This is a genomic window from Chitinophaga costaii (assembly GCF_900094705.1).
Lineage (GTDB): Bacteria > Bacteroidota > Bacteroidia > Chitinophagales > Chitinophagaceae > Chitinophaga > Chitinophaga costaii.
In genome coordinates, this window is sequence record NZ_FMAR01000001.1 from 697,877 (window position 1) to 719,410 (window position 21,534).

Annotated in this window: 33 protein-coding genes; all 33 read right to left on the minus strand. The window is 44.6% G+C overall.

The window, feature by feature from the left end; genetic code table 11:
* Positions 1–725: 725 nt before the first annotated feature.
* On the minus strand, positions 726–1,838 hold the full coding sequence (gene carA / locus GA0116948_RS02625; RefSeq protein WP_089708690.1) for a glutamine-hydrolyzing carbamoyl-phosphate synthase small subunit: 1,113 nt from the start codon (positions 1,836–1,838) through the stop codon (positions 726–728).
* Positions 1,839–2,039: 201 nt separating this feature from the next.
* On the minus strand, positions 2,040–2,891 hold the full coding sequence (locus tag GA0116948_RS02630; RefSeq protein ID WP_089708692.1) for a hypothetical protein: 852 nt from the start codon (positions 2,889–2,891) through the stop codon (positions 2,040–2,042).
* A gap of 102 nt (positions 2,892–2,993) precedes the next feature.
* Positions 2,994–3,494: a 50S ribosomal protein L17 gene (gene rplQ / locus GA0116948_RS02635; protein ID WP_089708695.1), complete on the minus strand. Its 501-nt coding sequence runs from the start codon at positions 3,492–3,494 to the stop codon at positions 2,994–2,996.
* A gap of 108 nt (positions 3,495–3,602) precedes the next feature.
* Positions 3,603–4,601, minus strand: a complete 999-nt coding sequence (locus GA0116948_RS02640; RefSeq protein ID WP_089708697.1) for a DNA-directed RNA polymerase subunit alpha — start codon at positions 4,599–4,601, stop codon at positions 3,603–3,605.
* 119 nt (positions 4,602–4,720) lie between these two features.
* Positions 4,721–5,326, minus strand: a complete 606-nt coding sequence (gene rpsD, locus GA0116948_RS02645; protein WP_089708700.1) for a 30S ribosomal protein S4 — start codon at positions 5,324–5,326, stop codon at positions 4,721–4,723.
* Positions 5,327–5,479: 153 nt separating this feature from the next.
* The gene (rpsK, locus tag GA0116948_RS02650) at positions 5,480–5,878 is read right to left on the minus strand and encodes a 30S ribosomal protein S11 (RefSeq protein WP_089708944.1); all 399 of its coding nucleotides are present in this window, start codon (positions 5,876–5,878) and stop codon (positions 5,480–5,482) included.
* Positions 5,879–5,995: 117 nt separating this feature from the next.
* Entirely contained in the window at positions 5,996–6,376 is a 381-nt protein-coding gene (gene rpsM / locus GA0116948_RS02655; RefSeq protein ID WP_089708703.1) for a 30S ribosomal protein S13, read from the minus strand.
* Positions 6,377–6,471: 95 nt separating this feature from the next.
* Complete coding sequence (gene rpmJ, locus GA0116948_RS02660) at positions 6,472–6,588, minus strand: 50S ribosomal protein L36 (RefSeq protein WP_073083232.1); 117 nt, start codon at positions 6,586–6,588, stop codon at positions 6,472–6,474.
* A 65-nt stretch (positions 6,589–6,653) separates the two neighbouring features.
* Entirely contained in the window at positions 6,654–6,872 is a 219-nt protein-coding gene (gene infA, locus GA0116948_RS02665; RefSeq protein WP_012789309.1) for a translation initiation factor IF-1, read from the minus strand.
* A 163-nt stretch (positions 6,873–7,035) separates the two neighbouring features.
* Entirely contained in the window at positions 7,036–7,836 is an 801-nt protein-coding gene (gene map / locus GA0116948_RS02670; protein WP_089708705.1) for a type I methionyl aminopeptidase, read from the minus strand.
* Between the two features lie 142 nt (positions 7,837–7,978).
* Entirely contained in the window at positions 7,979–9,331 is a 1,353-nt protein-coding gene (gene secY, locus GA0116948_RS02675) for a preprotein translocase subunit SecY (RefSeq protein ID WP_089708706.1), read from the minus strand.
* An 81-nt stretch (positions 9,332–9,412) separates the two neighbouring features.
* Complete coding sequence (rplO, locus tag GA0116948_RS02680; protein ID WP_089708708.1) at positions 9,413–9,859, minus strand: 50S ribosomal protein L15; 447 nt, start codon at positions 9,857–9,859, stop codon at positions 9,413–9,415.
* A gap of 110 nt (positions 9,860–9,969) precedes the next feature.
* A complete protein-coding gene (gene rpmD, locus GA0116948_RS02685) occupies positions 9,970–10,155 on the minus strand; it encodes a 50S ribosomal protein L30 (protein ID WP_089708711.1) in 186 nt (61 codons plus the stop codon).
* A gap of 86 nt (positions 10,156–10,241) precedes the next feature.
* Entirely contained in the window at positions 10,242–10,760 is a 519-nt protein-coding gene (rpsE, locus tag GA0116948_RS02690) for a 30S ribosomal protein S5 (RefSeq protein ID WP_089708713.1), read from the minus strand.
* 88 nt (positions 10,761–10,848) lie between these two features.
* Entirely contained in the window at positions 10,849–11,202 is a 354-nt protein-coding gene (gene rplR, locus GA0116948_RS02695; protein ID WP_170876065.1) for a 50S ribosomal protein L18, read from the minus strand.
* A 110-nt stretch (positions 11,203–11,312) separates the two neighbouring features.
* On the minus strand, positions 11,313–11,867 hold the full coding sequence (gene rplF / locus GA0116948_RS02700; protein WP_089708717.1) for a 50S ribosomal protein L6: 555 nt from the start codon (positions 11,865–11,867) through the stop codon (positions 11,313–11,315).
* A gap of 97 nt (positions 11,868–11,964) precedes the next feature.
* Positions 11,965–12,363, minus strand: a complete 399-nt coding sequence (gene rpsH, locus GA0116948_RS02705; RefSeq protein ID WP_089708719.1) for a 30S ribosomal protein S8 — start codon at positions 12,361–12,363, stop codon at positions 11,965–11,967.
* 114 nt (positions 12,364–12,477) lie between these two features.
* Positions 12,478–12,747, minus strand: a complete 270-nt coding sequence (gene rpsN / locus GA0116948_RS02710; protein WP_089708721.1) for a 30S ribosomal protein S14 — start codon at positions 12,745–12,747, stop codon at positions 12,478–12,480.
* Between the two features lie 78 nt (positions 12,748–12,825).
* The gene (rplE, locus tag GA0116948_RS02715; RefSeq protein ID WP_089708724.1) at positions 12,826–13,407 is read right to left on the minus strand and encodes a 50S ribosomal protein L5; all 582 of its coding nucleotides are present in this window, start codon (positions 13,405–13,407) and stop codon (positions 12,826–12,828) included.
* Positions 13,407–13,745, minus strand: coding sequence for a 50S ribosomal protein L24 (gene rplX / locus GA0116948_RS02720; RefSeq protein WP_089708727.1), 339 nt, complete (start codon positions 13,743–13,745; stop codon positions 13,407–13,409). Before rplX ends, rplE begins: the two co-directional genes overlap by 1 nt.
* A gap of 160 nt (positions 13,746–13,905) precedes the next feature.
* A complete protein-coding gene (rplN, locus tag GA0116948_RS02725; RefSeq protein ID WP_089708729.1) occupies positions 13,906–14,274 on the minus strand; it encodes a 50S ribosomal protein L14 in 369 nt (122 codons plus the stop codon).
* 73 nt (positions 14,275–14,347) lie between these two features.
* The gene (gene rpsQ, locus GA0116948_RS02730) at positions 14,348–14,608 is read right to left on the minus strand and encodes a 30S ribosomal protein S17 (protein WP_089708731.1); all 261 of its coding nucleotides are present in this window, start codon (positions 14,606–14,608) and stop codon (positions 14,348–14,350) included.
* Between the two features lie 93 nt (positions 14,609–14,701).
* Entirely contained in the window at positions 14,702–14,902 is a 201-nt protein-coding gene (gene rpmC / locus GA0116948_RS02735; RefSeq protein ID WP_089708732.1) for a 50S ribosomal protein L29, read from the minus strand.
* Between the two features lie 72 nt (positions 14,903–14,974).
* Positions 14,975–15,394, minus strand: a complete 420-nt coding sequence (rplP, locus tag GA0116948_RS02740) for a 50S ribosomal protein L16 (RefSeq protein ID WP_089708733.1) — start codon at positions 15,392–15,394, stop codon at positions 14,975–14,977.
* Positions 15,395–15,462: 68 nt separating this feature from the next.
* A complete protein-coding gene (gene rpsC / locus GA0116948_RS02745) occupies positions 15,463–16,257 on the minus strand; it encodes a 30S ribosomal protein S3 (protein ID WP_089708736.1) in 795 nt (264 codons plus the stop codon).
* A 56-nt stretch (positions 16,258–16,313) separates the two neighbouring features.
* On the minus strand, positions 16,314–16,658 hold the full coding sequence (rplV, locus tag GA0116948_RS02750) for a 50S ribosomal protein L22 (RefSeq protein ID WP_089708738.1): 345 nt from the start codon (positions 16,656–16,658) through the stop codon (positions 16,314–16,316).
* 52 nt (positions 16,659–16,710) lie between these two features.
* Positions 16,711–16,977, minus strand: coding sequence for a 30S ribosomal protein S19 (gene rpsS / locus GA0116948_RS02755; protein WP_089708741.1), 267 nt, complete (start codon positions 16,975–16,977; stop codon positions 16,711–16,713).
* A gap of 102 nt (positions 16,978–17,079) precedes the next feature.
* Positions 17,080–17,910 carry a 50S ribosomal protein L2 gene (rplB, locus tag GA0116948_RS02760; protein ID WP_089708743.1) on the minus strand — a complete coding sequence of 277 codons (831 nt, stop codon included), beginning with the start codon at positions 17,908–17,910 and terminating at the stop codon, positions 17,080–17,082.
* 97 nt (positions 17,911–18,007) lie between these two features.
* Positions 18,008–18,307, minus strand: coding sequence for a 50S ribosomal protein L23 (gene rplW, locus GA0116948_RS02765; RefSeq protein WP_089708745.1), 300 nt, complete (start codon positions 18,305–18,307; stop codon positions 18,008–18,010).
* An 89-nt stretch (positions 18,308–18,396) separates the two neighbouring features.
* Complete coding sequence (gene rplD, locus GA0116948_RS02770) at positions 18,397–19,035, minus strand: 50S ribosomal protein L4 (RefSeq protein WP_089708747.1); 639 nt, start codon at positions 19,033–19,035, stop codon at positions 18,397–18,399.
* A gap of 1 nt (position 19,036) precedes the next feature.
* On the minus strand, positions 19,037–19,654 hold the full coding sequence (gene rplC / locus GA0116948_RS02775; RefSeq protein WP_089708749.1) for a 50S ribosomal protein L3: 618 nt from the start codon (positions 19,652–19,654) through the stop codon (positions 19,037–19,039).
* A 228-nt stretch (positions 19,655–19,882) separates the two neighbouring features.
* Positions 19,883–20,188, minus strand: coding sequence for a 30S ribosomal protein S10 (gene rpsJ / locus GA0116948_RS02780; protein ID WP_012789286.1), 306 nt, complete (start codon positions 20,186–20,188; stop codon positions 19,883–19,885).
* Between the two features lie 650 nt (positions 20,189–20,838).
* Positions 20,839–21,459 carry an outer membrane beta-barrel protein gene (locus GA0116948_RS02785; RefSeq protein WP_089708946.1) on the minus strand — a complete coding sequence of 207 codons (621 nt, stop codon included), beginning with the start codon at positions 21,457–21,459 and terminating at the stop codon, positions 20,839–20,841.
* Positions 21,460–21,534: the final 75 nt, after the last annotated feature.

The following is a 21,534-nucleotide window of genomic DNA, read 5'->3' on the forward strand; positions in this document are numbered from 1 at the left end:
TTTTATACCTCTAGTGTAGAATTATTCAATTTTTATACATAAATTTGATTCAGCAACCAATTAAGAAAGTCAAATTCTTAATGTTTGTAAAAAGGTAATGCAAGAAGTGTTAGCAAATATTTAACCTGCTTAATTTTATTAGAAACGTTTTTGGTGTGAACTTTGGAGGGATAAGTTTGATGCGTTAAATGTTAACAAATCACCAAACTTTAAAAAAAAGAGAAAGATTAACTAAAACGTTTTAGCATAATACCTTATTTTTGTATCAGTTTTTCATAACGTGGAATTTATAAAGGCAAACGGCTCCGATCACGGAGCCGTATTTTTTTGCCCATATTCCTCGCCCACACCTGTTCTACAAAGATCACGAAAATGTTTTCGTGTAAAATATACTACCCCATCCGTCACCAGCTTAGCTCTTTAGGTTATTATCAATGTTATTTTCCCCTTCTTAATAAATCTTATAACAAAAAAACTCGTTCATTTTCAGTAATATTGCGGCACATAAAGCGGCGATAGTACTGCTCTAAGCATACCGTCTACCGTTTTTATAACGTGGAATAAGATAACAACGGTCCTGACTCTTCAGGACCGTTCTTTATTACACGTAGTACGCACATCGGTCACCTCATAAGCATTTTAACTACTAGTTTTCTATTGCATAAAAAAAGAGGAGCCATTGATCAAGGACCCCTCTTTTTTTTATGCAATAGTTTATAGGCTGCTTATTGCTGGTGCTCTTTGATCAACTTAAAGAAATCATCAAACAAATAACGGCTATCGTGTGGGCCCGGTGTGCTTTCTGGATGATATTGCACAGAGAATGCAGGTTTGTTTTTAATCCGGATTCCTTCTATTGACTGATCGTTTAGGTTCACGTGCGTTACCTCTACCTGATCACAGGAAGCTAGGGATGCAGGATCTACCGCAAAGCCATGGTTTTGTGTAGTGACTTCACATAAGCCAGTTTGCAGATTCTTTACCGGATGATTCAGGCCACGGTGTCCGTGGTGCATTTTGTAAGTATTCATGCCATTGGCCAGTGCCAGTAATTGATGTCCCAGGCAAATACCAAACATGGGGCGTTCTGCCTCCAGAATCTTCTTTACCGTATTAATCGCGTATTCCAGCGGGGCCGGATCACCAGGACCATTGGATACAAAATAAGCGTGTGGTTCAAATGCTTCGCAGGTTTCAAAAGAAGTATCGGTGGGGAACACTTTCAGGTAAGCACCTTTTTCGCTCAGGCATTTCAGCATATTGCGTTTAACACCGTTGTCCATCACCGCAATGCGTATCGGTGCATTTGGGTCGCCTACGTTGTAGGCTTCTTTAGTAGATACCTCCGCACATAGCGCCAGTCCTTCCATAGATGGCACCTTAGCCAGTTCGGCCTTCAGGGTTGCTTCATCCAGTATCTCTGAAGATATTATGCAATTCATAGCGCCTTTGCTCCGTATATGGGTTACCAGCGCACGGGTATCTACATCGTAGATCGTGACCACATTATTTTTAATAAGGAATTGTTCGAGCGAAAGGTCGGCCTGTTTGCGGGAAAAGTTGTAGGCAATGTTCTTGCATATCAATCCGCTGATCTTTACATCATCACTTTCCACATCTTCTGCTTTTGTGCCATAATTGCCCGTATAGCAATTATTCATTATCAACACCTGTCCTTTGTAGGACGGGTCAGTAAAAACTTCCTGGTAACCGGTCATGCCCGTATTGAAACAAAGTTCGCCGGAGGCGGTCCCTATTTTACCAAAAGCTTTCCCTTTAAAAACAGTCCCATCTTCAAGGAGAAGTATGGCTGGCTGAATGTTTCTTGCGTGCGGCATCGTTAGAAATCTGCTGTTTTTACTTTTAAAAAAACCTTCAGGTAGTCCCAATCAACTCCCTGAAGGTTCGGATAAAAAACCGGGCAAAGGTACAAAAAAACTGCATTAACTCCTACAAATAGTCGCACTCACCACCACAAAAAAGCCTTCAATTATCACCAACCTCACTCAACTCCCATTCATAATTCAAAAATCATCATTTCATTTGATTTTTATCGACCTCAACACCCTGTCTGCCACAACGCTTGCCAGTTCATCATCGGCCCTGAATACCAGGTTCACCTGCCACATGTCTTGCTCCCGAATAAGTACCAAGTGACGGTATGCTAAAGTAATAGCTCCATTAAAGCGGTATGTTCCTTCTTCCAGATAACCTGGTATATCTGCCTGGGCTACCCGCTGTATACGCACAGTAAGATTAGACACACCGGGGCTGTGTTTCAATAGGCCGAGTGGGTCTGCTGGGCTATTTACGATGGCATCCTGGCTATTAATTACACTGGTTTTAAAGGAATACAGGTGCAAAGCAATGTCTATCCCTTCCCTATTATTTTCGTTGCTATAATTTTTACTATACGTTACAGATTCCCGGAGTTCTGGCAGCAGCCGGATATCATGTACGCTGAGCTTTACCGGGGTACTGATAGTAATGGCCTGCCGGCCTATTGTATTTTCCTGCCAGGCCGTGTAACGCCATGCCTTGGGTACTTTGGGATAAAAAATGTTATACGCCATCCTTTTACCGAAAATGGTACCGGTAATGGCTACTAGCAGCAATATAAAAACACTTACCATCACCAATTGCCGGCGGTTTCCCATCCAGATGTCCTCCAGCTTTTGTTTACAGCGCAGAAAGGGGGATTTACTTTTTTCAATTTGTTCTGAGGAGATGGCTACCTGCTGGATAAATTGGGAAAAATCCTGGTAAGGATGCCGCACCTGCCAGTCTGAAAAATTGTTATTTAATTTCTTGCCACAATGGTTACAAAATACCAAATACTCAGAGGTCAGTAAATTATAATTCTTGCAACTATCACATTTTTGATAATTCATGTATAAATATTAATTAAATATATACAATTTTATAATGCGATATTATTAAAAAAAGGGCAAAGCTGAATGCTTTGCCCTTTATAAGAAGGAATAAATTTTAGCTTATTCGCCTGCTTTTTCTTCAGCAGCAGGAGCGGCGGCTTCCGTAGTAGCAGCGGCTTCTTCACCTTTCTTTTTGGTACCACCGGCACGACGGGTTTTCTTGGCAGGAGCGGCAGCAGCAGTAGTATCTTTACCGTATACTTCGTTGAAGTCTACCAGTTCGATCAGCGCTACTTCGGCGTTATCACCAATACGTTTGCCCAGTTTAATGATGCGGGTATAACCTCCGGGACGGTTAGCAATTTTTTCGCTAATTACACCGAAAAGTTCCTTGATCGCTTCCTTGTCTTGCAGATAGCTAAAGATAATTCTACGATTGTGGGTAGAATCTACTTTGGCTCTGGTTAGCAAGGGTTCAATATGCACCCGCAATGACTTGGCTTTGGCCAGGGTTGTGGTGATACGTTTGTGGCTGATCAGTTCACTAGCCAAATTGCTCAATAAGGCTTTACGATGGGCAGAAGTTCTGCTAAGGCGGTTTAATTTATTACCGTGACGCATGACATTGTGATTTGGTTCCTCCGTACCGTGTCAGGAATTACGGAGTACTTGTTATAAAAGAAAATCGGAAGCAGTGCGCAGTAGCTTACTACTTCCGATCATCGGTGACTATTCTTCTTCGAGTTTCAGTTTGGAAAGATCCATACCGAAATGCAGGCCTCTTTCGTTCAGTACCTGTTCAATTTCGCTCAGGGACTTCTGACCAAAGTTGCGGAACTTCATTAATTCCTCTTGTTCGTACTGTACCAGTTCGCTCAGGGAATTAATTTTAGCGGCTTTCAGGCAGTTGAACGCACGCACGCTCAGATCGAGATCTTCCAATGGTGTTTTCAGGATTTTACGCAGTTGCAGTGTCTGTTCGTCCACTACATCTTCTTTCTCTGTATCCTTAGTATCGAAGCTGATGTTTTCATCGGTGATAATCATCAGGTGTTGAATAAGGATACGGGAAGCTTGTTTAACGGCTTCTTCCGGGTGGATGGTGCCATCGGTGATAACATCCATGATCAGTTTCTCGTAATCAGTCTTCTGTTCCACACGGGTATTTTCAATGCTGTACTTAACATTCTTGATAGGCGTAAATACAGAATCGATAGCGATGTAACCGAAAATAGCGTCTTTAGGACGGTTTTCTTCCGCAGGCACGTAACCACGGCCACGGCTGATGGTCAGTTCGATGTCCAGTTTGGCAGATGGATCGAGGGTGCAGATCAGCAGTTCGGGGTTCATTACCTGGAAAGTACTGGTTGCTTTTTCGATCATATCAGCACGGAACTCGGTTTTGCCTTTGATGGAAAGCTGGATCTTCTCATTCTGCTGAACGTCAGCATCAGAGATCTTCTTGAACCTTACTTGTTTCAGGTTCAAAATGATTTCGGTTACGTCTTCGGTAACACCTTTAAGTGTAGCGAATTCGTGATCGGCTCCTTCAATTTTTATTCCCACAATGGCATAGCCCTCCAGAGAAGACAGCAATACGCGGCGCAATGCATTACCGATTGTCACAGCATAACCTGGTTCTAATGGACGGAATTCGAATTGAGCTTCAAAGTCGGTTGACTTCTGCAATACGATCTTATCAGGCTTCTGGAAATTTAAAATTGCCATTGATATGATTGTTTTTGAGTGATTATTGATTTGCTACTATAATGACTTATTGGTCACCCGTCACAGGCCCATGATTTGCACCATAGGCCTGTAACCAATGACCAATAAAGTATCATCAATTATTTAGAGTACAACTCTACGATGAGCTGTTCCTTAATGTTTTCAGGAACGCTTTCCCGCTCAGGATAAGAGATGAAAATACCTTTCAGTTCTTTCTCATTCCAATCCAACCAGCTAAATTTAGGGTTTTTACCACGGATAACACTGGTCAGTGCAGTATTGTTTGCGGTTTTACCTTTCAGGGAGATAACATCACCTGGTGTTAGTTGAAAAGAAGGCGTATTTACCAGGATACCATTAACCGTGATATGCTTGTGGGATACCAACTGGCGGGCGGCAGGACGGCTTGGAGCGATGCCCATACGGAACACCGTGTTGTCCAAACGTGCTTCGAGCAATTTGATCAATACTTCACCGGTAACACCCTTCCGACGGTTTGCTTCGTCGAACAGGTTGCGGAATTGTTTTTCAAGCAAACCATAGGTATATTTTGCTTTTTGTTTTTCTCTCAATTGCAGTGCATACTCACCCAGTTGTTTACGTTTGCGGGTAGCACCGTGCTGACCGGGAGGATTGCTGTTTTTGCCTAAATACTTACCATTACCTAAAATGGGCTCACCAAAAATTCTGGAGATCTTGGTCTTTGGACCTGTGTACCTTGCCATGTTTAAATTTAATAGATTTTTTAGTGATGATGCACGCTCTTCAAAAAATCATAAAAATCTGATCGTGCACCCGTTGTGAATATACTAAATTACAGTTTCCATTACCCAATTTCTTTTTAAACCGGGTACTGGAAACCAAATAATATGCGAAAACTATACGCGGCGTTTCTTGGGAGGGCGGCAACCATTGTGCGGCAGCGGCGTAACGTCTTTGATCAAGGTTACTTCGATACCGGAACCGGCGATGGCACGGATGGCGCTTTCCCGACCGGCACCAGGGCCTTTTACAAACACATCTGCTCTTTTCAGACCAGCGTCTATAGCCACCTTAGCAGCGTCGCTGGCGGCCAGCTGTGCAGCGTAAGGCGTGTTCTTCTTAGAACCCTTGAAACCCATCTTACCGGCAGAAGACCAGGAAATAACCTGACCCTGTTTGTTGGTGATGCTTACAATAATGTTATTGAAGCTAGCTGAGATATGTACATCTCCGTAGTTGTCAACCTTAACAACTCTTTTTTTAGCAGGAGCTTTGCTATTATTTGCTTTTGCCATAATACTTTTAAATTCCAAAATATGAAATTCCAAATCCCGAAAACCGTTCGTTCAACGCTTGAAATCCCGGATTTGAAATAAGGGATATCAGACCACTGAAATATTAATCAGCGATCACTATTTCTTCGGTGCCTTCTTCTTACCGGCTACGGTCTTACGTTTACCTTTACGAGTACGGCTGTTGGTACGGGTACGCTGACCTCTTACCGGCAGACCCTTCCTGTGACGCAACCCACGGTAACAAGCGATATCAAGCAGACGCTTGATATTCATTTGAACCTCAGAACGCAATTGACCTTCTACCTTGAATTCAGCATTAATAATGTTACGAATGGCGGTTTGCTCGTCATCGTTCCAGTCTTTTACCTTTTTATTCAGGTCGATTTCAGCTTTGGTCAGGATGTACTTTGCAGTAGTGCTGCCAATACCAAAGATGTAGGTGAGGCCAATTTCCCCTCTTTTATTTTTAGGAAGATCTATACCGGCTATACGTGCCATATTGTTATTTTAGATTTATTATATTTAAGCTCTCCGGAAGCCAGAAGTTATTATTTACATACTTATTCAACTCCCGAATTCCGCTTTTCTGGTGATTATCCCTGACGTTGTTTAAAACGGGGATTTTTCTTGTTGATGACCAACAGAACGCCTTTCCTGCGAACGATTTTGCAATCAGCGCTTCTTTTCTTAATTGCAGCCCTTACCTTCATGAGTGGTTGTTTTTAAAAATGTTCTTTGTTTTTATACTGGAGCCTCTAATGAAGGCAGATCCATCTTACTTGTACCTGAAAATAATGCGGCCCCGGCTTAAATCGTACGGGCTCATTTCCACTCCCACTTTATCTCCTGGCAAAATACGGATGTAGTGCATCCTCATTTTCCCAGAAATAGTGGCCAGGATTTCATGCCCGTTTTCCAGCTTTACGCGGAACATTGCGTTAGACAAGGCTTCGAGAATAATTCCATCCTGTTTGATCAATGCCTGTTTTGCCATAAAAATTTTTAGGACTGCAAAGATAGCGAATAACTTTGTATTTTGAAAAATTTCCTGAAATAATTCTATCCCAGCGTACCTTTCCGCCGAAAACCCGTTAAAAACGTACTGTTTTTGCGGCTTCCAACCCTAGTTATACTTATAATACAGGCCATTATTGAGATTAATTCAGCACGCTCAGTGCTGGATTGGCGTGTTCTGCCGCCTCTATCTCAGCGAAGGAAGAGAGGATGTCGGCCTTACCCTTGGTAACGGCTACGTTGTGCTCGAAGTGGGCAGATGCCTTTCCATCGCGGGTGACCACCGTCCAGCCATCTTCATTGTATTCCACATCTTTTTTACCCAGGTTTATCATGGGCTCTATTGCAATCACGAGGCCTTCTTTCATAACAGGCCCACTGCCTCTCTTGCCGTAATTAGGCACTTGAGGATCTTCATGCAGGTGTTGACCCAGCCCATGGCCTACCAGCTCCCTTACCACGCCATAACCCCGCTCCTTCTCTGTATATTCCTGAATGGCATAAGCGATATCGCCAATACGGTTGCCCACCACTGCCTTTTCAATGCCTTTGTACAAGGAGGCCTTGGTAGCAGCCAGTAACTTCAAAATATTCTCCGGTGTTTGACCTACCGCGAAGGTATAGGCACTATCGCCATGGTAACCGTTAAGGAATACTCCTACGTCTACAGACACCACATCCCCTTCTTTAATTACGTAGGCACCAGGAATACCATGTACTACGGCTTCATTTACAGAAATGCAGGTATTCTTTGGGAAACCTTTATAATTTAAAAAGGAAGGTATTGCACCATTATCGCGGATAAACTGGCCCGCGAGGGTGTCTACCTGCTCTGTCGTCATGCCTGGCTTCAATTCTTTGGCCACCGCTGCAAGGGCAGCGCTCACCAATAATGCGCTTTTACGCATTATTTCTATTTCTTCTTTCGTCTTATAGTGGATCATAACTAATTAACCTTATGATCGCTACGCGTAGTTCCCGCAGCGATCGCCTGCTTGTAAAAAAAGAGCCACAAAGGTATGAAAAAGCACGGAGTGCGCCTAACCTACCTTTGTGGCTACTATAGTATTTTACAAACCCTCCTGATTAGAATCCGGCTGCGGGCGTGGTGGTGGTCCTACCCTGGATACGTCCGGTACTCATCATGCCATCATAATGGCGCATGAGCAACTGGCTTTCGATCTGTTGCAGGGTATCCAGGATCACCCCAACCATGATCAGCAGGGAAGTACCACCGAAGAAGGTGGCAAACGCCGTGTTCATAGAGGTAGCAGCGGCAAGGCCGGGCAGGATACCGATAAATGCGAGGAAGAATGCTCCTGGTAAGGTAATGCGGTCCATTACGGCACCAATATAGTTGGCAGTAGCTTCACCAGGTTTAATGCCTGGGATGAAACCGTTGTTACGCTTCATTTCATTCGCCATTTCGTTCGGGTTGAACATCAGGGCGGTGTAGAAGTAGGTAAATACAATCACCAGTACGGCGTAGATCACGTTATACCAGGGATTGGTATGGTCACTGAAAATACGCATAAAGCCGGACGCAGCATCTGCTGAGGCCGCGAAACCAATAACGGTAGCCGGGATGAACATGATAGCCTGGGCAAAAATAATGGGCATAACGCCTGCAGCATTTACTTTCAGCGGAATGAACTGGCGAACGCCACCGAACTGTTTGTTGCCGATGATACGTTTAGCATAGTTCACCGGTACGCGGCGGGTGCCTTGCACCAATAGGATCATACCAATGGTGATGAATACAAATGCGGTTAGCTCTACCAGGAATTTCAGCCAGCCACCGGGCCCTTCGCTGGCGCGGGTGGAGATTTCCTGTAATAATGCTTGGGGAAGACGGGCAAGGATACCTACCATGATAATAATGGAAGTACCGTTGCCAATGCCTTTGTCTGTAATTTTCTCGCCGAGCCACATCACAAACAGGGTGCCTGCGGTGAGCAATACAGTAGTGGTAATAATAAACAACAGCGGTCCGTAATTGGCTATCATAGCGCCGGCAAACTGTGTTTTAATATAAGCTACGTAGGCGAATGCCTGGAAACCGGTTACAAAAACCGTGAGTACGCGGGTATATTGATTAATTTTTTTACGTCCGCTCTCCCCTTCTTTCTGGAGTTTCTGGAAATAAGGAACGGCAATCGTCAGCAATTGGATGGCGATCGATGCAGAGATGTAGGGCATAATCCCGAGCGCAAAAATGGAAGCGCGGGCAAAAGAACCACCTGCAAACATGTTAAACAGTCCCAGGATACCCTTACTGCCAGCCTCCCCCAGTGCCTTCAGCGAATTGGGGTTGATGCCGGGCAAAGTAATATAGGAACCTGCGCGGTAGATCAGGGTCAGGAGCAACGTGGTAAGAATGCGGTTACGCAAATCTTCAATACTCCAGATGTTCTTAATAGTTTCAATAAATTTCTTCACAGGAAGATAAAGGTTTAATAGCGCTATTAAAAGGCGAGAAGACGCACTACGGATGTAGGCGTCTCCTTATCGTAAATTCTCTTAGATCAGTTCCACTGAACCACCGGAAGCTTCGACCGCTGCTTTAGCTTTCTCACTGATCGCGTTCACTTTCAGGGTCACTTTGCCTTTCAGCTCACCTACACCAAGGATCTTCACTTTAGCGGTCTTACTGATAAGGCCATTCATGTACAGTGATTCGAGGGTAAATTCGGTGAGACCGTATTTTTCGGTCAGATGATCGAGCTGGCCAAGGTTAAACACTTTGTAAGGTGCTGGTTCCAGGCTCTTGAAACCACGTTTTGGAAGACGACGTTGGATAGGCATCTGACCACCTTCGTTGCCTCTTTTACTTTTATAACCGGTGTTAGACTGGGCACCTTTATTACCTTTTGTAGAGGTACCACCTTTACCGGATGCTTCACCACGGCCTAAACGTTTTGATTTATGTACCGCGCCTTCTGCCGGCTTTAAATTATGGAGGTTCATTTATATTAATTTTTTTGACTTGCGCGGAAATTACCCGCTCGCCTTGTTAAATCTAAAAATGCTAATTCTACATGTAAAAGTACACTTTCTGAGCAGAATCGGAAATTATCTTATCCGTTCACTTCTTCTACTTTCACCAGGTGGTGTACTGCACGCACCATACCCAGAACCTGGGCGGATGCTTCTACTTCGACAGAACGGTTCAGTTTGGTCAGACCCAGTGCTTTCAGGGTCTGCTTTTGCTTTTCCGGACGGTCGATACCACTTTTTATCTGGGTAACTTTGATCTTTGCCATTGTATAATATTTTGGTATTAGTCAGCAGCGCACAGCTCCGGCAAAATACGCAATGGTACTGCGGGGCCATGACAACCGGCTAAAATTTATCCGTTAAATACTTTCTTTAAAGAAACGCTTCTGGTTTTTGCAATGCTGATCGGTTCGCGCAACATGCTCAAAGCTTTGAAGGTGGCTTTTACCACGTTGTGCGGATTAGCAGAACCTAGGGATTTTGCCAGTACGTCGGTGATACCGGCGCTTTCCAATACAGCGCGCATAGAACCTCCGGCAATTACACCGGTACCATGAGCGGCTGGTTTTATCAACACTTTAGCAGCGCCTTCTTTAGCCAACTGGTCGTGGGGAATAGTACCGTGCATTACCGGAACCTTGATCAGGTTCTTCTTAGCATCATCGATACCCTTGGTAATTGCTTCCTGTACTTCTTTGGCTTTACCGAGGCCATGACCTACTACGCCATTTTCGTTACCAACTACTACCAGAGCGGAAAAAGAGAACGTACGTCCGCCTTTGGTGGTTTTGGTAACCCTGTTGATCGCCACTACCTTTTCCTTCAGTTCCAGGTCGCCGGCTTTAACTTTATTAAATGAATTCTGTACCATTTTACAATTATGCTTTAGAATTACCCGGCCTTGAACCAGACGGGATTTTTAGATTTAAGATTAATATCAGCACGTAATTCTAACGCGATTAGAATTGCAGACCACCTTCTCTTGCACCTTCTGCCAGTTGCTGTACGCGGCCATGGTAGAGATAACCGTTTCTGTCAAATACGCATTTGTTAACGCCCAGTGCAATTGCTTTTGCAGCTACGGCAGCGCCTACTTGTTTTGCTTTTTCTGATTTGGTACCAGTGATGCCTTTGAGGGCTTTATCGCGGGAAGAAGCAGATGCAATGGTAGCGCCATTGGTATCGTCGATCAGTTGTGCGTAGATGTCGCTATTGCTGCGGAATACGGACAAACGGGGAGACGTAGGTGTACCGGATACCTTTTTGCGGATGCGATAGCGGATCTTCTGTCTGTTGACAACTTTTGTGTTCATGATTGGGTATTTAAGATCCCGATACTGCCGGGAACCAAGTTAAAATTAATTGTAAAAAGCGGCAGGAGCATTTGCCGGACCAGCCGGCAAATGATAGCCCCGCACGAATATTATTTACCAGCAGATTTACCGGCTTTCTTACGAACCACTTCGTCGCTGTAACGCACACCTTTACCTTTGTACGGTTCTGGTTTGCGAAGGCTACGCAGTTTAGCGGCTACCTGACCCAGTAACTGTTTGTCAATACCTTCAAGATTGATCTTGGGATTTTGACCTTTTTCGGTAACGGTACCTACTTTCAGTTCTTTGGGTACTTCGAAAACAATATTGTGAGAATAACCCAGGGACAGGTCCAGTAACTGACCGGCATTGGTGGCTTTATAACCTACACCTACCAGTTCCAGTTGTTTGGAGAAACCCGTGGTCACACCTTTTACCATGTTGGCGATCAGGGCGCGGTACAAACCATGCAGGGCACGGTGGCGGATCTGATCAGTAGGGCGGCTGATAAGGATGTTGCCATCTACCACTTCTACTTTAATATCGCGGTCTATTTCCTTTTTCAGCTCACCTTTAGGACCTTTCACAGTCACTTCATTGGCAGCAGAAACATTGATGGTAACACCAGTTTCGAGCTTGATGGGGGCTTTACCTATACGAGACATAACTTTATACTTTTAAAGTATTAATATTTTGAGTATCCGGTTACCGTGTTCAGCGGCCGTATAGAGCGCTTAATTGTCAGCATACCGGCAGATTGTGTTAGTAGATGGCGCAAACTACTTCACCACCAACGTTCTGGAGCTTTGCTTCTTTATCAGTCATAACACCTTTGGAGGTAGAGATGATAGCGATACCCAGCCCATTCTTCACGCGCTTAAAATCAGCAGGTTTAGAATACTGGCGCAGACCTGGACGGCTGATGCGATGTAATTCCTTGATGGCAGGCTCTTTGGAGGTGGGATCGTATTTCAACGCGATCTTGATAACGCCTTGCTTGTTATCTTCTTCAAATTTGTACTTCAGGATATAACCTTTGTCGTACAGAATTTCGGTGATGCGTTTTTTTAATTTAGAGGCAGGGATCTCAACAATACGGTGAGTTGCCATCTGAGCGTTGCGGATTCTCGTTAAGAAATCGGCAATTGGATCAGTAACCATTGTTTGTAAAATTTGTTTGTTTACAATGCGATATCCAAATCAATTATAGACAGGTATCAATAAAAAATGAGCTTGTGAAAACTGCGGAAGCCTCGCCACCAGGGCGGTAAGTACTTACCAGCTAGCTTTGCGAACGCCGGGAATCTTACCATCTAGCGCCAGGTCACGGAACATATTACGGCAAAGGCCGAAATGTCTCATATAACCTCTTGGACGGCCAGATAACTGGCATCTGTTTTTCAGACGAACGGGGGAAGCGTTTCTGGGCAGTTTGTCCAGACTTGCGTAATCACCTTCTGCTTTCAAAGCAGCGCGTTTATCAGCAAATTTGGCTACCAGGGCCTCTCTCTTTCTTTGTCTGGCTTTTACGGATTCTCTTGCCATAATGAGTGTTAGTTAAAAAGGGCAGTTATAAAATTCCAACTTCCACCCAGGAAACCGGGGTGGAAGCTGATCACGAATTTATGCTTGTTGCGGTTCTTTCCGCATGTTCTTGAAAGGCATACCTAGCTCTTTCAACAGTTCATATGCTTCTTCGTTAGTCTGGGCAGTAGTTACAAAAGTGATGTCCATACCGCCGATCTTGGTCACCTTATCAATATCTATTTCAGGGAAAATGATTTGTTCGGTGATACCCAGGGTATAGTTGCCACGGCCGTCGAATGCCTTTTCGTTGATACCCTTGAAATCACGTACGCGGGGCAGTGATACAGATACCAGACGGTCCAGGAAGTCGTACATATTTACGCTACGTAGGGTAACGCGGGTGCCAATAGGCATATGTTTACGCAACTTAAAGTTGGAAATATCTTTCTTAGACAGGGTCGGGATGGCTTTCTGACCGGAAATACGGGTCATTTCGTCTACCGCGATATCCACCAGTTTCTTGTCGCCTACGGCGCCATTGATACCTTGGTTCAGGCAGATCTTCACTAGGCGGGGAACCTGCATAACGCTTTTGTAGTTGAATTTCTTCATCAGCGTAGCTACCACTTCCTCTTTGTATTTAGTAGCGAGTCTTGGAGTATATGTAGTGTTTGCCATTATTTAATTACCTCCCCTGATTTTTTAGCGATACGAACTAATTTACCGTTTTCACGCGTTCTGCTAACCTTAGTTGGTGCACCAGCCTTAGCGTCCCACAACATTACGTTGGAAATAGCGATCAGCCCTTCTTGCTTTACAATACCGCCTTTGGTATTCTGTGCAGTAGGCTTGGTATGCTTGGTAACGATATTAACGCCTTCCACGAGGATGCGCGATTCCTGGGGTACTACTTCCAGTACCTTGCGGGGTTTGGTCCTGTCCTTATCATCACCAGCGATCACTACCACGAGGTCGCCTTTCTTAATGTTGAACTTAGGCTTGAATCTAGTTTTCATTACTTGTTTTGTTTATAAACGCCAAGCGAAACGGTTGTTTCGCTTGATAAATGTTTTGTCTCGTTTTGGAAACGGGCTGCAAAAATACGAACTAAAGTCCAAATTGCAAAGTGGAATTGTAGGCTTTCGCCTGCCATCCACTTTGCTTTTAACTACTTTATTACAGTACTTCCGGGGCCAGGGAGATAATTTTCATATAACCCTTGTCCCTCAGCTCACGGGCAACCGGACCGAAAATACGGGTACCGCGTGGGTCGTCTGAGTTATTCAGCAGCACAACGGCGTTATCATCGAAACGGATATAAGAACCGTCTTTACGACGTAATTTGTTCTTGGTTCTTACGATTACGGCTTTGGTAACCATTCCTTTTTTGGCGCCGCCGCCGGGAATGGCATCTTTTACGGTAACCACGATCTTATCGCCTACCTTGGCGTAGTCCTGGCCTGAGTTTCCCAGTACCCGGATGCACAATACTTCTTTGGCACCGCTATTATCAGCTACGCTCAGCCTGGATTCTTGTTGTATCATCGTAATGAAGTTTGTTTGTTTAGTCAGCGGCTGCAGCTACGGCAGCTGGCAGCTTGAAACAAGTTGAAATAATTTATTTTACTTTCTCGATCACTTCGATCAGGCGCCAGCTCTTGTTTTTGCTCAAGGGGCGTGTTTCCATGATCTTTACAGTATCACCAATGCTGCACTCGTTCTTTTCATCGTGTGCCATGAACTTGGTGGTTTTTTTCAGGAATTTACCATAAATCGGGTGCTTTACTTTACGTTCAACGCTCACAGTGATGGTTTTATCCATCTTGTTGCTTGAAACTACACCAGTTCTGGTTTTTCTAACTTTTCTTTCGGTCGTCATTGTTGAAGTATTTTAACCTCTGAATCCCTTGCGGGGAGTATTTATTGTGTTAAAAACAGGCCGGTAAACCGGTCGTGCTGCCATCGGCAGGAATTAGTTGCCCAGTTGTCTGCGGTGCAATTCCGTTTTCAGGCGTGCAATATCCCTTCTCAGCAGGCGGATGCTCATCGGATTTTCGATCGGCGTGATAGCATGACCGAAAGACATTTTCTTCAAACGCAGTGACTCGTCGGAAAGTTTTTCTTTCAGGTCCTGATCATTCAGGCTTTTCACGTCCAGTTTAGCTTTTGCCATTGTTTGTGTTGTTTTAATTTGTTGGATGTTTGTTTGGATGGGTAACGAATGGGTTGATTATTCCTTGGCGGATTAAGCAACGTAGTCGCGACGAATCACAAATTTCACCTTGATGGGCAATTTCTGTGCAGCCAGTTCCATGGCTTCTTTTGCTACCTGCATCGGTACACCGTCTGCTTCGAACAAAATACGGCCGGGTTTCACTACGGAAGCCCAATGATCGGGTGCACCTTTACCTTTACCCATACGTACTTCCAATGGCTTGGCAGTGATAGGTTTGTCAGGGAAAATACGGATCCAAACATTCCCTTCACGTTTCATGTGACGGGTAAGCGCCACACGGGCGGCTTCAATTTGCCGGTCGGTGATCCACTTAGGTTCCATTGCTTTCAGACCGAAGGTGCCAAAGGCCAGCGTAGCGCCTCTTTTGGCATTGCCTCTGATACGGCCTTTGTGCATTTTCCTGTGTTTCGTCCTCTTGGGCTGTAACATGTTATATGTTATTAAAAGTTAATCTCAATTGGTTTGTCTCAATGTGCTTCCAGGGTATTGGTTGCAGACTATCTGCGTCCACCGCCACCACCTCTGTTATCACCGCCTCTGCGGTCGCCGCCACGGCCACCACCACGGTTGTCACCCCTTTCAGGACGGCTACCCTCGCGGGCACCCCCGGTACGAACTTCACCGTCTTTACCAGACAGTACGTTCGGGTTTAGATCGCGTTTGCCCAGTACTTCCCCTTTACAGATCCATACTTTGATACCAATCTTACCATAAACGGTCATGGCAAACAGGGAAGCGTAGTCAATATCCATACGGAAAGTATGCAAAGGCACACGACCGGATTTGATCTCTTCTGAACGGGCAATTTCTGCACCACCCAAACGGCCCGAAGCCTTAATTTTAATACCCTCTGCACCCATTCTCAGGGCAGTGGCAATGGCCATTTTTATGGCACGTTTATAATTGATACGGCTTTCGATCTGTTTGGCGATCGTTTCGGCCACGATATTGGCATCGATCTCAGGACGGCGGATTTCGAGAATGTTGATCTGCACATCTTCTTTACCGGTGAGCTTCTTCAGCTCTTCCTTGATGCGATCTACCTCTCCACCACCTTTACCTATGATGATACCAGGTTTAGAAGTATGGATAGTGATAATCAGCTTACCCAGCGTTCTTTCGATCACTACTCTGGAAATGCCGCCTTTGTTGATACGGGCATTCAGGTAAGTTCTGATCTTGTTATCTTCGATCAGCTTGGTAGCGTAATCCTTTTTGCTGCCATACCAATTAGAGTCCCATCCTCTGATGATACCTAACCTGTTACCAATAGGATTTGTTTTCTGACCCATGTTCCTGGTTTATTTGTCTATGAGTTTGTAATATTTTGATTTCTTTCTCGCGTTGATTAAGCGCGGCTGTCAACGATAATGGTTACGTGATTGCTTCTTTTACGAACGCGATAACCTCTACCCTGTGGGGCAGGACGCATTCTTTTCAGCATACGGCCACCATCTACAAAGATGGTTTTTACCACCAGGTTCGCATCTTCAACACGGGTACCTTCGTTTTTAACCTTCCAGTTAGCCACTGCGGAAACCAGCAGTTTCTCCAGGGGAGTGCTGGGGTGTTTAGGATGGAATTTCAAAACATTCAAAGCTTTTTCCACTTCCATTCCACGGATCAGGTCTGCGAGCAGACGCATTTTACGGGGAGAGGTTGGATTATTATTAAGCTTAGCTACTGCTTCCATTGTTAATTAAGTTTCTTGTTTTGTTAATTGATTTCCTGTAAAACCGGCACTACTACATTTTCTTAGCAGCGTGACCTCTGAAGTTACGGGAAGGAGCAAATTCACCCAGTTTATGGCCTACCATGAACTCGGTTACATACACCGGAATAAATTTGTTGCCATTGTGTACCGCGAAGGTATGGCCTACAAAATCCGGGGAGATGGTAGAACGGCGGCTCCAGGTCTTTATAACCGTACGCTTGGTACCCTCGTTCATTTTATCTACTTTCTTCTCTAATTTCTGGTCTATGTAAGGACCTTTTTTAATGGAACGACCCATAGTTGTTTATGTTTTATCCAGTTTCCAGTAATCGTTTGCTGCAATGCTGCTTCACTTATTCGTCCGGCTACGGGAAACTGGAATCTGATGTTAGTAGGTTAATTACTTCTTAGCGCCTTTTTTGCTGAGTATCAGTTTATTGGAGCTCTTGTTAGGCTTCCGAGTTTTCAGACCCTTGGCGTATTTACCCGTTCTGGAACGCGGATGACCACCGGAAGATTTACCTTCACCACCACCCATCGGGTGATCTACAGGGTTCATCGCAACACCTCTGGTGCGGGGGCGGATACCTCTCCAACGGTTAGCACCTGCTTTACCAATACTTTGCAGGGCGTGGTCGGAGTTGGATACCGTACCTACTGTAGCCATGCAGGAGCTCAGCACTTTGCGCAGCTCGCCGGAAGGCATTTTCAGTACCGCATATTTTTCTTCCTTGTTAGACAATTGGGCGTAGGTACCGGCGGAGCGGGCAATAGCCCCACCCTTGCCAGGTTGCAGTTCAATGTTATGAATTACAGTACCCAGGGGCATGTATTTCATCAATAGTGCATTGCCTACTTCCGGTGCTACATTTTCGCCGCTGATCACGGTAGAACCTACCTGAAGACCCTGTGGGGCGAGGATGTAACGTTTTTCACCATCTGCATAATTCACCAGGGCGATGAATGCGCTACGGTTTGGATCGTATTCTATACTTTTTACAGTTGCCGGAATGTCTTTCTTATCGCGTTTGAAATCGATAATACGGTAGTGTTTTTTATGACCGCCACCAATGTAGCGCATAGATCTTCTACCTTGTACGTTTCTACCACCGGTCCTTTTAATCGGCGCCAGCAGGCTCTTTTCTGGAGAATCCGTGGTAAGCTCTGCGAATGCATTGCCAATTTTCCAACGGGTACCGGCTGTCATCGGTTTGTACTTTTTCAGTGCCATTGCTTAGAAAAAAGTTAATTGAGTTTAATAAATTGTGTTAGGTCGGTCTGTATATACAACCATCACAGCTACCAGCTTACGCTAACAGCCACGGGCACTAAATGTTAGCATACAGATCTATGGATTCACCCTTAGCGAGGGTTACTACAGCTTTCTTATAAGAAGGCTTTTTACCGGAAACAAAGCCAGCTTTCGTGAAGCGGTTCTTTGCTTTACCGGGCATTACCGAAGTATTTACTTCTGCTACGGAAACGCCATAAAATTCTTCTACTGCTTTCTTGATCTCCAGTTTGTTGGCTTTTTTGTCAACAATGAAGTAGAAGCGGTTGAATTTTTCAGTGGCTTTGTTCACCTTTTCAGTTACCACCGGTTTGATTAATACATCAGAAGGTTTCATCTTTTGAATTGCCTTTGCGCCATAGGTCTTTCGACCGGAAGCTTGTTAGGTTTATTAGTTGTTTGCTGTACCGTTAACGGTCATCACTACTACGCTTCTACAGGTTCTTCTGAGAAGATCTTGGCAGCACTTTCTGTAAATACCAGGTAGTTGCTGTTAATGATGTCGTAGGTGTTGATGTCGCTCAGCATTACGCCGCCTACAGACGGAATGTTACGCAAAGACAGGTACAGGTTGTCATTGTACTCAGGCAGCACTACCAGGGTCTTTTTACCGGAGGCATTGATGTTGAGGTTTTTCAACAGACTAACTACCTGTTTGGTCTTAGGCGCATCCAGGTTTACATCTTCTACGATAATGATGCTGTTTTCAGCAGCTTTGGTAGACAGTGCGGAGATCTTTGCCAGATCCTTCACTTTTCTATTCAGCTTAAAACCATAACCATGAGGTTTAGGGCCGAAAATGGTACCACCACCTTTATAGAGCGGGTTACGGATGTTACCTTTACGGGAACCACCAGTACCCTTTTGTTTGTGCAGTTTACGGGAAGCACCCTGTACTTCAGCGCGGGTTTTCACCTTATGCGTACCTTGGCGCTGGGCTGCCAGGTATTGCTTCACAGCCAGGTAGATTACGTGGTTGTTAGGCGTTACGCCAAAAATTTCTTCCGGCAGTTCAATCGTTCTTCCGGTTTTCTTACCTTCTATATTTAAAATATCTAATTGCATATTATTTCAGGATTAAAACGGTTGAACCAATGTGGCCCGGAACGGAACCACTTACCAGGATATAATTCTTTTCAGGGAATACTTTAACGATTTTCAACCCTTTCACTTTCACACGTTCGTTACCCGTTTGGCCCGCCATGCGCATACCTTTGAATACGCGGGAAGGATAGGATGATCCACCTACGGAACCTGGAGCGCGGCTACGATCGTGCTGGCCGTGGGTAGCTTCACCCACACCGGAGAATCCATGACGTTTTACAACACCCTGGAAGCCTTTACCTTTGGAGGTACCGACAACATCGATTTTTTCGCCTTCTGTGAAAATGTCTACTGTAATGGTTTCGCCGAGAGCTTTCTGTACATCCGGGTTGCGGAACTCTCTTACATGGCGTTTGGGGGAGGTGCTTGCTTTCGCGAAGTGATTTAATTCAGCTTTGGTAGTGTTTTTTTCCTTCTTCTCGCCAAATGCTACCTGGATGGCATTATACCCATCCACTTCAGGTGTCTTTACCTGGGTTACTACGTTGGGACCTGCTTCGATGATGGTAACAGCAGTTTGCTTACCATTTGCATCGAAGATGCTGGTCATACCAATCTTTTTTCCAATAATACCTTTCATTATATATGATTTTACCTAGCGCCTGGGGGTGATCGTGCTCTCCCCAGGATAGGCGGTTTAAATACGTTATTGGGCGGCCGCCCGGAAGGCGCGGCCTATGTCAGTTTATTGTGATGTACAATAGCCAACTTTTATGATACAACCCAATACTGACGGTCCTATCATCGACTACTGTTTTATGTCATATGTTCATGCAACTGCGGGCCTTTTGCCTGCGGTAGCCGGGTCCTATGCCTTAATCTCTACTTCTACACCGGAAGGAAGATCCAGTTTAGATAGCGCATCCACCGTTCTGGAAGAGGAGGTATAAATATCCAGCAAACGCTTATGCGTGCATAGCTGGAACTGCTCGCGCGCTTTCTTGTTAACGTGCGGGGAACGCAATACTGTAAAGATTTTCTTTTCAGTAGGCAACGGGATAGGACCAGTTACCACGGCACCCGTGTTACGCACGGTTTTAACGATCTTTTCGGCAGATTTATCTACCAGATTATGATCGTAGGACTTCAGCTTGATTCTAATTCTCTGAGACATATGCAATGAACTTCTTCTTTTTGAACCCTTTACAATTTGGGAGGGCAAAGGTAATTAAGTTTTTATACACCGACAAGAATTTCCGCAACTTTTTCACGAAAATCTTACTGACAGGTCCGCAAAGGTAGGGCATTTCAGCGGATTTACAGCATATTATTGCCTGTAAAAGAACTATTTATAAAAAGTTATTTCCATAAAAAAACTCCAGGTCAAAACCTGGAGCTACAGTGAGTTTCATGCTTTTTTCAGGGCATTTCTGCCCGCAAAAGGCAAGTGGTGTTTACAGGCCACCCAGCAGTGATTCTAGGAAAGACAGGAGGCTGCTCAGCAATTGGGAAAGAAAGCTCATAATTAGGAGGTTTTCATATTTTGGATATGCCTACTCTTTTCTATGGTTTTCGGCGGCCCCATAATTCCGGAAGGAACTGGAACGAATGTAACGGGAGTTTAGGAGCTGCCAAACAACCAGTTTGTTCATTTTCAAAGAATTAGAATAAGTCCGTTCACTCTCTTATAGCAAAAAATGGCCGCCTGCTTGTAGAGGCGGCCATCAAAGTGTCCATAAAAGTGTTTTGGGTACTGATTTTACAGGAAAAAAAGTTTCCGGCACACAGCCTCTACCCTATTCCCTTAAGTCAATAAGTGACCACTTAACCGTTTCTACGGAAATTCTTTTTTTCTTCATTTACAATTTCCTTAGCGTGCTTGGTAGGCAGGTAAATCTGGAAACCCAGGTTCAGCCCAATACGGTTGGTCGTGGTAGAATTTCCAAACCCTACCGTAAGATCGTATTTCAGCAAGGCTTCCAAAGCAACGTTTGGTGTAATGAAGTATGCCAGGCCTGGGCCAAAGCCTATTGCCAACCCGTTGGTGGAGGTACTTGCATCGGTAATTTTATCCTTGGTGTTAGTACCAGCAAAACCTACATTGGCTTCCAGGAAAAAACGGGCCCTTTTGGAAAATTCCAGTTTCTTATCGTCAAAATAATAACGGGCAAAAGGTGATACGCTGTAGTTAAACGTACTAAAGGTTTTGGACGTATTCACCGAAAAATCCACTTCTGCGCCCAACACAAAATTGTCCTGGAGAAAATAACCCAACTTCGGCGAAATACCCAGGTTAAATTGGTTGTTACCATTCTGGAAAGTTCCCATAATGTTCAGCAGATCAGTACCGACCATTAAATTTCCTTTCTGGGTTTGTGCGTGTACCGATGTAGCAGCGCCAAGCGTAGCGGTAATTAACAAAATCACATTTAAAATCCTTCTCATGTTACTTTTTTTTGGTGTACTTATTAGAAACTGGTTATCAGCTCCTTGCATACAAGTATCGCACCGTTTTAACAA

Excerpts from the sequence above, each read along its gene's own strand:
- rplQ (WP_089708695.1), bottom strand. The coding sequence starts at position 3,494 with ATGCGTCACGGTAATAAATTAAACCGCCTTAGCAGAACTTCTGCCCAT.
- rplP (WP_089708733.1), bottom strand. The coding sequence starts at position 15,394 with ATGTTACAGCCCAAGAGGACGAAACACAGGAAAATGCACAAAGGCCGT.
- rplN (WP_089708729.1), bottom strand. The coding sequence starts at position 14,274 with ATGATACAACAAGAATCCAGGCTGAGCGTAGCTGATAATAGCGGTGCC.
- rpsH (WP_089708719.1), bottom strand. The coding sequence starts at position 12,363 with ATGGTTACTGATCCAATTGCCGATTTCTTAACGAGAATCCGCAACGCT.
- rpmD (WP_089708711.1), bottom strand. The coding sequence starts at position 10,155 with ATGGCAAAGATCAAAGTTACCCAGATAAAAAGTGGTATCGACCGTCCG.
- rplF (WP_089708717.1), bottom strand. The coding sequence starts at position 11,867 with ATGTCTCGTATAGGTAAAGCCCCCATCAAGCTCGAAACTGGTGTTACC.
- rpsE (WP_089708713.1), bottom strand. The coding sequence starts at position 10,760 with ATGGTACAGAATTCATTTAATAAAGTTAAAGCCGGCGACCTGGAACTG.
- rplC (WP_089708749.1), bottom strand. The coding sequence starts at position 19,654 with ATGAAAGGTATTATTGGAAAAAAGATTGGTATGACCAGCATCTTCGAT.
- rplD (WP_089708747.1), bottom strand. The coding sequence starts at position 19,035 with ATGCAATTAGATATTTTAAATATAGAAGGTAAGAAAACCGGAAGAACG.
- carA (WP_089708690.1), bottom strand. The coding sequence starts at position 1,838 with ATGCCGCACGCAAGAAACATTCAGCCAGCCATACTTCTCCTTGAAGAT.
- rpsQ (WP_089708731.1), bottom strand. The coding sequence starts at position 14,608 with ATGACGACCGAAAGAAAAGTTAGAAAAACCAGAACTGGTGTAGTTTCA.
- rpsK (WP_089708944.1), bottom strand. The coding sequence starts at position 5,878 with ATGGCAAAAGCAAATAATAGCAAAGCTCCTGCTAAAAAAAGAGTTGTT.
- rplR (WP_170876065.1), bottom strand. The coding sequence starts at position 11,202 with ATGAACACAAAAGTTGTCAACAGACAGAAGATCCGCTATCGCATCCGC.
- rplX (WP_089708727.1), bottom strand. The coding sequence starts at position 13,745 with ATGAAAACTAGATTCAAGCCTAAGTTCAACATTAAGAAAGGCGACCTC.
- rplE (WP_089708724.1), bottom strand. The coding sequence starts at position 13,407 with ATGGCAAACACTACATATACTCCAAGACTCGCTACTAAATACAAAGAG.
- infA (WP_012789309.1), bottom strand. The coding sequence starts at position 6,872 with ATGGCAAAACAGGCATTGATCAAACAGGATGGAATTATTCTCGAAGCC.
- GA0116948_RS02630 (WP_089708692.1), bottom strand. The coding sequence starts at position 2,891 with ATGAATTATCAAAAATGTGATAGTTGCAAGAATTATAATTTACTGACC.
- rpsC (WP_089708736.1), bottom strand. The coding sequence starts at position 16,257 with ATGGGTCAGAAAACAAATCCTATTGGTAACAGGTTAGGTATCATCAGA.
- rplW (WP_089708745.1), bottom strand. The coding sequence starts at position 18,307 with ATGAAACCTTCTGATGTATTAATCAAACCGGTGGTAACTGAAAAGGTG.
- GA0116948_RS02640 (WP_089708697.1), bottom strand. The coding sequence starts at position 4,601 with ATGGCAATTTTAAATTTCCAGAAGCCTGATAAGATCGTATTGCAGAAG.
- GA0116948_RS02785 (WP_089708946.1), bottom strand. The coding sequence starts at position 21,459 with ATGAGAAGGATTTTAAATGTGATTTTGTTAATTACCGCTACGCTTGGC.
- rpsM (WP_089708703.1), bottom strand. The coding sequence starts at position 6,376 with ATGGCACGTATAGCCGGTATAGATCTTCCTAAAAATAAAAGAGGGGAA.
- rplO (WP_089708708.1), bottom strand. The coding sequence starts at position 9,859 with ATGAACCTCCATAATTTAAAGCCGGCAGAAGGCGCGGTACATAAATCA.
- map (WP_089708705.1), bottom strand. The coding sequence starts at position 7,836 with ATGATCCACTATAAGACGAAAGAAGAAATAGAAATAATGCGTAAAAGC.
- rplV (WP_089708738.1), bottom strand. The coding sequence starts at position 16,658 with ATGGAAGCAGTAGCTAAGCTTAATAATAATCCAACCTCTCCCCGTAAA.
- rpsJ (WP_012789286.1), bottom strand. The coding sequence starts at position 20,188 with ATGTCTCAGAGAATTAGAATCAAGCTGAAGTCCTACGATCATAATCTG.
- rpsD (WP_089708700.1), bottom strand. The coding sequence starts at position 5,326 with ATGGCAAGGTACACAGGTCCAAAGACCAAGATCTCCAGAATTTTTGGT.
- rplB (WP_089708743.1), bottom strand. The coding sequence starts at position 17,910 with ATGGCACTGAAAAAGTACAAACCGATGACAGCCGGTACCCGTTGGAAA.
- rpmJ (WP_073083232.1), bottom strand. The coding sequence starts at position 6,588 with ATGAAGGTAAGGGCTGCAATTAAGAAAAGAAGCGCTGATTGCAAAATC.
- rpmC (WP_089708732.1), bottom strand. The coding sequence starts at position 14,902 with ATGGCAAAAGCTAAACTGGACGTGAAAAGCCTGAATGATCAGGACCTG.
- rpsS (WP_089708741.1), bottom strand. The coding sequence starts at position 16,977 with ATGGGTCGTTCCATTAAAAAAGGTCCTTACATAGACCAGAAATTAGAG.
- rpsN (WP_089708721.1), bottom strand. The coding sequence starts at position 12,747 with ATGGCAAGAGAATCCGTAAAAGCCAGACAAAGAAAGAGAGAGGCCCTG.